Here is a 5,849-nt window from a genome sequence, read left to right as displayed (position 1 = left end):
CGGCTGCACCCACGGCGACGACGAGCCGGAGTGCGGGCTCGACGAGGCGGTCGCCTCCGGCGAGGCCGACCCCGAGCGGGTCGCGTCGTTCCGGCGGCTGCTGGCCGCGCGCAGCGAGTCGGTCTACTAGCCGCCACTTGTAACGCCGGCCGGGCCCGCTAACCCCACACCGCCCGCGCACCAGCGTCACCGGTGCGCGCCACCCAGACCAGGACGGCCAGCGCCGAGGCCGCGAGCAGCACGTCGAGCACGACCCGCACCGCGCCTGTCCGCCGCGACAGCCAGCCCGCGGCGATCGCCACCACCCCGAAGCCGAGGGCGATCCAGAACAGCTGTCGGGCCAGGTGCTCGTGGGTGAGCACCTGCGGGCTGGCCTGGATCTCGGGCGGTCGTGACTCGAGGAAGCTGCGACCCGTGTAGTACGCCGCGACCAGCGAGGCGGCACCGAGCAACGCCAGCCCGACCATCGGCCAGCGCAGCAGGGCGCGCCGGCGCGGGACCGCGACGTACGCGATGGCCGCGACCGGAGCGAGCGATCCGAACACGACCGCGGCATGGACGACGAGGGGATGCAGGGGAAGCCCGTTGATCTCCATGCCCGGTACACGGGTCCGGCTGTCGGCGGGTTCACCGGTCGGCGCAGGCGGGCCGAGCACTACTGTGGGAGCGTGCCGACCACCGACTACACGGACGACCTCCGGCTCGCCCACCTGCTCGCCGACGACGCGGACTCCCTGACCGAGGCACGCTTCCGGTCCCTGGACCTGCACGTGATGAGCAAGCCCGACCTCACGCCGGTGACCGACGCCGACCAGGCGGTCGAGGAGGCGATCCGGCGTACGCTCTCGCGGGTCCGCTCGCGCGACGCGATCACCGGCGAGGAGCAGGGCTCGACCGGCCACAGCCAACGGCGGTGGATCATCGACCCGATCGACGGCACCAAGAACTTCGTCCGCGGCGTGCCCGTGTGGGCCACCCTGATCTCCCTGGTGGTCGACGGCGAGGTCGTGCTCGGCGTGGTCTCCGCTCCCCTGCTCCAGCGCCGCTGGTGGGCCTCGGTGGGCCACGGCGCATGGACCGGACGCTCGCTGCTGAAGGCGACGCGCTGCCAGGTCTCCGACGTACGCCGGCTCGAGGACGCCTCGCTCTCCTACGCATCCCTGCACGGCTGGGAGGAGCGCGGCCGCCTCGACGACTTCGTGTCGCTCATGCGGCGATGCTGGCGGACCCGCGCGTACGGCGACTTCTGGTCCTACATGCTGCTCGCGGAGGGCGCGGTCGACATCGCGGCCGAGCCCGAGCTCGAGGTCTACGACATGGCGGCCCTCGACGTCATCGTGCGCGAGGCCGGCGGCCGGTTCACCTCCCTCGACGGCACCGACGGGCCGTTCGGCGGCAACGCGCTGGCCACCAACGGCCATCTCCACGAGGCCGCGCTGTCGTTCCTGGGCTCGCTGCCCGACGACGAGGACGACCCCGACTACCGCCCCTCGGGGCCCGGCTCCGTCTCCGACCTCCGGATGCACCGCCCCCGCGACTGATCGCTCCTCGGCTCGTGGACGAGGGGGTGTACGCCGGGGCGTGCCGACAGTACGGTCGTCGCACGGACTCCCCGGCGGACCCCACGGAGGTGCAGCGATGCGCATCGGCGACGTACTCAAAGCCAAGCCCAGCCACGAGGTGGTCACCATCGGCCCCGACGCGGGCGTCCGCGAGCTGCTCGCGCGGCTGGCCGAGCACAACATCGGTGCGTTGATCGTCAGCTCCGACGGCGCGACGATCGACGGGATCGTCAGCGAGCGCGACGTCGTGCGCCACCTGCACAGCGACGGGACCGTCATCAACAACACCGTGCGGGCGATCATGACCGCCGTCGTGCAGACCGCCGAGCAGGACACCCAGGTCGACGAGCTCATGAAGACGATGACCGAGCGCCGCATCCGTCACGTCCCGGTCGTCGACGGCGACCGTCTGGTGGGCATCATCAGCATCGGCGACGTCGTCAAGCACCGCATCGACCAGCTGGAGTTCGAGCGCGACCAGCTCGACAGCTACGTCCACCAGACCTGAGACCGGCCCGGGTCAGCGCGGCTCGCTCTCGGCGAGCACGAGGGCGAGGTCGTCGGACATCCGCTGGCCGCCCCAGGCGAGCAGCCGCTCGACGAGCCGGTCCAGCGCCTCCTCGACCGTGCCCTCGCCGAGCTCGGCGGTGTAGTCGTCGAGGGGGAAGAACTCCCCGGCGCGGTCCCGGGTCTCGATCAGGCCGTCGGTGTAGAACAGCACGCGCGCGCCGACCGGCCACGGGTGCTCGGTGAGCACCGGCTGCGCTCCGAGACCCAGCGGCAGCGCCGGCTCGCCCGTGTCGGCCGTCGTCACGTCCGAGCCGACGACCAGCAGCGGCGGGTGGTGGCCGCAGTTGGCCAGCGTGACCCGGTCGCCGTGGAACTCCCCCACGATGGCGGTGACGAACTCCTCCTCGCCGATCATCCGGGCCAGCGTCTCGTCGATCGTCCGCGCCAGCTCCCCGAGGTCGTGGGCCGTGAAGGCCGCCGCACGGAACGCGCCGAGCACCGTGGCCGCGGTCTGCACGGCCTCCACGCCCTTGCCCCGGACGTCCCCGACGATCACGCGGACACCGAACGGGGTCGCGGCGACCTCGTAGAGGTCGCCGCCCACGAGCGCCTCGGCGGTGGCCGACACGTAGCGCGCCGCCAGGCCGACCGAGCCGATCGCCGTCGGCATGGCCCGCAGCACCGCGCGCTGGGCGGTCTCGGCGATCACGGTCATCCGCTCCAGCCGTCCCTCGCGCTGGTTGCGCAGCGCGGCGCCCTGGACCCCGAGCAGCGTGATCAGCACGGACACGAACACCCGGGCGGCCCAGTCGAGCGTGCCGATGGTCTCGTGCCAGAGCCCCGCACCGATGCCGGCCACGACGGCGATCGCTCCCACGACCGCCGTACGACGGGGAGAGGTCTGCAGGCTCGCGACGACGGCGGAGATCGCGAACACGCCGACCAGCTGCACCGAGGTGGTCAGGGAGACCACCACCAGCACGGCCAGGACAGCGAGGCCCGAGACCACCCCCAGGTCCAGCCGTCGACGAAGGTCCGAGATCGAGGTCACCCGCCGATCCTGTCAGGACCACCCCGCCCGGGCGGCATCTCTCCCGAATCTGTGGCCTGGGAGTCACGTCCTAGGGTGATCACCATGGACAAGCCCGAGATCGACTTCCCCGACTTCGACCCGCCCGCCGACCTCGTCGTCACCGAGATCACCGAGGGCGACGGCCCCGAGGCCACCGCCGGCGCCACCGTCTCCGTGCACTACGTGGGCGTCGCCCACTCCACCGGCGAGGAGTTCGACGCGTCGTACAACCGCGGCACACCGCTCCAGTTCCGCCTCGGCGTGGGCCAGGTCATCTCCGGCTGGGACCAGGGCGTCCAGGGCATGAAGGTCGGCGGCCGCCGCCAGCTGGTCATCCCGCCGCACCTCGGCTACGGCGACCGAGGCGCCGGCGGCGTCATCAAGCCCGGCGAGACGCTGATCTTCGTCGTCGACCTGCTTGCCGTGAGCTGAGGCTGCGGTTCCGTCCACCTGACGAGACGACCTACCAGGGCAGGTCGTCCTCGAACGACGCCTCGTCGGTGACGCGGGCGGCCGCGGGGCCCAGGGTGACGACGTCGCCGGGGACCAGCTGACGGCCCCGGCGGGTCTCGACCTCGCCGTTGACCCGCACCTGACCCTCGGCGATCACCGGCTTGGCCTCGGCCCCGGACTCAACGAGGTTCGCGAGCTTGAGGAACTGGCCCAGCCGGATCGACTGGTCGCGGATCGGTACGTCGAACGGCTCGGGGGTCGCAGCGGGCATGGGATCAGTGAACCAGCACGCTGACGGTGTGGATCAGCACGCCCACGAGGCCGCCGACGATCGTGCCGTTGATGCGGATGAACTGCAGGTCCCGGCCCACGTGCAGCTCGATGCGGCGGGCGGCCTCCTTGCCGTCCCAGCGCTCGATCGTGTGCGTGATGACCGTGGTGACCTCCGCGCCGTACCGCTCGACACCGAAGACCGTCGCGTCGGCGGCCAGTCCGTCGAGCCGCTCGCGCAGGGTCTCGTCGGCCAGCAGCCGCTCGGCGAACCGGGAGACCTCCTGCAGGAGCCGCTGGCGCACCGCCCCGTCGGGGTCGGTCAGCGAGGTCTGGAGGGTACGCCGTAGCGCGTTCCACAGCGACACGCTCGACGCCAGCACCTGGGGGTGGTCGAGCAGCCGGTCCTTGAACCGCTCGGTCCGCTCCTGGGTGTCCGGGTCGTGGAGGAGGTCCTGGGCCAGCTGGGAGAGCATCGAGTCGAGCGCCTGACGGGCGTGGTGGCGGGGGTCGTCCCGGATGTCCTCGACCCAGCGGACCAGCTCACGGTGCACCCGTGAGGTGACGGCGTCGTTGAGCCGGGGCGGGGTCCACCAGGGAGCCCGCTCCCCCAGGACCTCGGCGACCGTGTCGGGGTTCTCGACCAGCCAGCGGTGCATCTCGGTCAGCCCCAGGTCGACCAGCCCGTGGTGCAGGTCGTCGCGGACGGTCTCCTCCAGGAGGCCGCCCAGCAGCGGTGCGATCGGCTCGTCGTGGAACCGGGGCACCAGCGCGTCGCGGATCAACCCCTCGACGTGCTCGTCACGCACCCGGTTGAGGGCGATCACCGCCACGTCGGCCACCTCGTCGACCGCGCGCCGGGCGTGCGCGGGCTCGGCGAGCCACCGGCCGACCCGCAGCGAGATCGTCGCGGCGGCGACCCGATCGCGGATGATCTGCTCCTGCAGGAAGTTCTCCCCGACGAACTCCTCCAGCCCCCGGCCGAGCTCGTCCTTGCGCCGCGGGATGAGCGCGGTGTGCGGGATCGGGAGGCCGAGCGGGTGCTTGAACAGCGCGGTGACGGCGAACCAGTCGGCGATCGCACCCACCATCGACGCCTCGGCCCCGGCGTTGACGAACCCGAGGAAGCCGTCCTGGTCGAGCGTGGCGACGTACACGACGGCCGCGAAGACCAGCAGCGAGACCGCCAGCGTGCGCATCCGGCGCAGCGCCCGGCGGCGCTCCTCGTCGGCGGCGGGGTTCGGCGTGATCATCGACACGGGCGTCGGCGTGGTGGTGGTCATCGCCCGCCATCCTCTCCTACGGGTGCGCATGCCAGAATGCGCCGCATGCCTCGCACCGTGATCACCTTCGGCACGTTCGACGTCTTCCACGTCGGACACCTCCGGGTGATCGAGCGCGCCGCCGCGCTGGGCGACCGCCTCGTGGTCGGCGTCTCGGCCGACGAGCTCAACCTGCGCAAGAAGGGCCGCGAGCCGGTGTTCAGCCAGGCCGAGCGGCTCGCCATCGTCGCGGCGCTCAAGCCGGTCGACGAGGTCTTCGTGGAGGAGAGCCTCGAGCTCAAGCGCCACTACATCCAGCAGTACGCCGCCGACGTGCTCGTGATGGGCGACGACTGGGCCGGCCGCTTCGACGAGTTCGAGGACATCTGCGAGGTCGTCTACCTCCCGCGCACGCCCGCCATCTCCACCACGGCGCTGATCGAGAAGATCTCGGGCGGCACCTGAGCGAGGGATTTCACCTGCCGCGCCCTCGTCGTGCACCCTGGTGACCGGGCTCCGGCCCCGTCAGCGCCACTTCTCGAGGGAGTCAGATGCGTCGTTCGATCCCAGCCGTCCTCACGATCGTGGCCCTGACCGGGTCACTCCTCGCAGCCGGTGTCTCGCCCACCCAGGCGCGTGGCGGTGGCGTCGCACCGCTCCCGTCGCCGGGCGCGACCGACCAGGTGTTGACGACTGCCCGGTCCGCGCTCGGACTCGATG

Annotated in this window: 8 protein-coding genes; 4 read left to right on the top strand and 4 right to left on the bottom strand. The window is 72.0% G+C overall.

What is annotated here, in order from left to right; genetic code table 11:
• Positions 1 to 158: 158 nt before the first annotated feature.
• Complete coding sequence (locus tag Q0L15_RS10975) at positions 159 to 596, bottom strand: DUF2231 domain-containing protein (protein ID WP_296604321.1); 438 nt, start codon at positions 594 to 596, stop codon at positions 159 to 161.
• A gap of 72 nt (positions 597 to 668) precedes the next feature.
• On the opposite strand from Q0L15_RS10975, the gene hisN reads away from it, so the two are divergent.
• Positions 669 to 1,541 carry a histidinol-phosphatase gene (hisN, locus tag Q0L15_RS10970; protein ID WP_296604320.1) on the top strand — a complete coding sequence of 291 codons (873 nt, stop codon included), beginning with the start codon at positions 669 to 671 and terminating at the stop codon, positions 1,539 to 1,541.
• 97 nt (positions 1,542 to 1,638) lie between these two features.
• Entirely contained in the window at positions 1,639 to 2,070 is a 432-nt protein-coding gene (locus tag Q0L15_RS10965; protein ID WP_296604319.1) for a CBS domain-containing protein, read from the top strand.
• A 12-nt stretch (positions 2,071 to 2,082) separates the two neighbouring features.
• Here the strand turns inward: Q0L15_RS10965 and Q0L15_RS10960 are convergent, their stop codons facing one another.
• Positions 2,083 to 3,123, bottom strand: a complete 1,041-nt coding sequence (locus Q0L15_RS10960; RefSeq protein ID WP_296604316.1) for a PP2C family protein-serine/threonine phosphatase — start codon at positions 3,121 to 3,123, stop codon at positions 2,083 to 2,085.
• A gap of 84 nt (positions 3,124 to 3,207) precedes the next feature.
• Between Q0L15_RS10960 and Q0L15_RS10955 the strand changes: the two genes are divergently transcribed.
• Entirely contained in the window at positions 3,208 to 3,576 is a 369-nt protein-coding gene (locus Q0L15_RS10955; RefSeq protein WP_296604314.1) for an FKBP-type peptidyl-prolyl cis-trans isomerase, read from the top strand.
• A gap of 31 nt (positions 3,577 to 3,607) precedes the next feature.
• Here Q0L15_RS10955 and Q0L15_RS10950 read toward each other — a convergent pair whose 3' ends face one another.
• On the bottom strand, positions 3,608 to 3,868 hold the full coding sequence (locus Q0L15_RS10950) for an RNA-binding S4 domain-containing protein (RefSeq protein WP_296604313.1): 261 nt from the start codon (positions 3,866 to 3,868) through the stop codon (positions 3,608 to 3,610).
• Between the two features lie 4 nt (positions 3,869 to 3,872).
• Positions 3,873 to 5,150: a DUF445 domain-containing protein gene (locus tag Q0L15_RS10945; protein WP_296604311.1), complete on the bottom strand. Its 1,278-nt coding sequence runs from the start codon at positions 5,148 to 5,150 to the stop codon at positions 3,873 to 3,875.
• 45 nt (positions 5,151 to 5,195) lie between these two features.
• Here Q0L15_RS10945 and Q0L15_RS10940 point away from each other — a divergent pair, with 45 nt between their 5' ends.
• Positions 5,196 to 5,594, top strand: coding sequence for an adenylyltransferase/cytidyltransferase family protein (locus tag Q0L15_RS10940; RefSeq protein ID WP_296604309.1), 399 nt, complete (start codon positions 5,196 to 5,198; stop codon positions 5,592 to 5,594).
• Positions 5,595 to 5,849 lie beyond the last annotated feature (255 nt).

The organism is Nocardioides sp. (assembly GCF_024509035.1).
Classification (GTDB): Bacteria; Actinomycetota; Actinomycetes; order Propionibacteriales; family Nocardioidaceae; genus Nocardioides.
This window is presented reverse-complemented; position numbering and strand designations above follow the sequence as displayed.

Excerpts from the sequence above, each read along its gene's own strand:
- Q0L15_RS10975 (WP_296604321.1), bottom strand. The coding sequence starts at position 596 with ATGGAGATCAACGGGCTTCCCCTGCATCCCCTCGTCGTCCATGCCGCG.
- Q0L15_RS10965 (WP_296604319.1), top strand. The coding sequence starts at position 1,639 with ATGCGCATCGGCGACGTACTCAAAGCCAAGCCCAGCCACGAGGTGGTC.
- Q0L15_RS10955 (WP_296604314.1), top strand. The coding sequence starts at position 3,208 with ATGGACAAGCCCGAGATCGACTTCCCCGACTTCGACCCGCCCGCCGAC.
- Q0L15_RS10950 (WP_296604313.1), bottom strand. The coding sequence starts at position 3,868 with ATGCCCGCTGCGACCCCCGAGCCGTTCGACGTACCGATCCGCGACCAG.
- Q0L15_RS10945 (WP_296604311.1), bottom strand. The coding sequence starts at position 5,150 with ATGACCACCACCACGCCGACGCCCGTGTCGATGATCACGCCGAACCCC.
- Q0L15_RS10940 (WP_296604309.1), top strand. The coding sequence starts at position 5,196 with ATGCCTCGCACCGTGATCACCTTCGGCACGTTCGACGTCTTCCACGTC.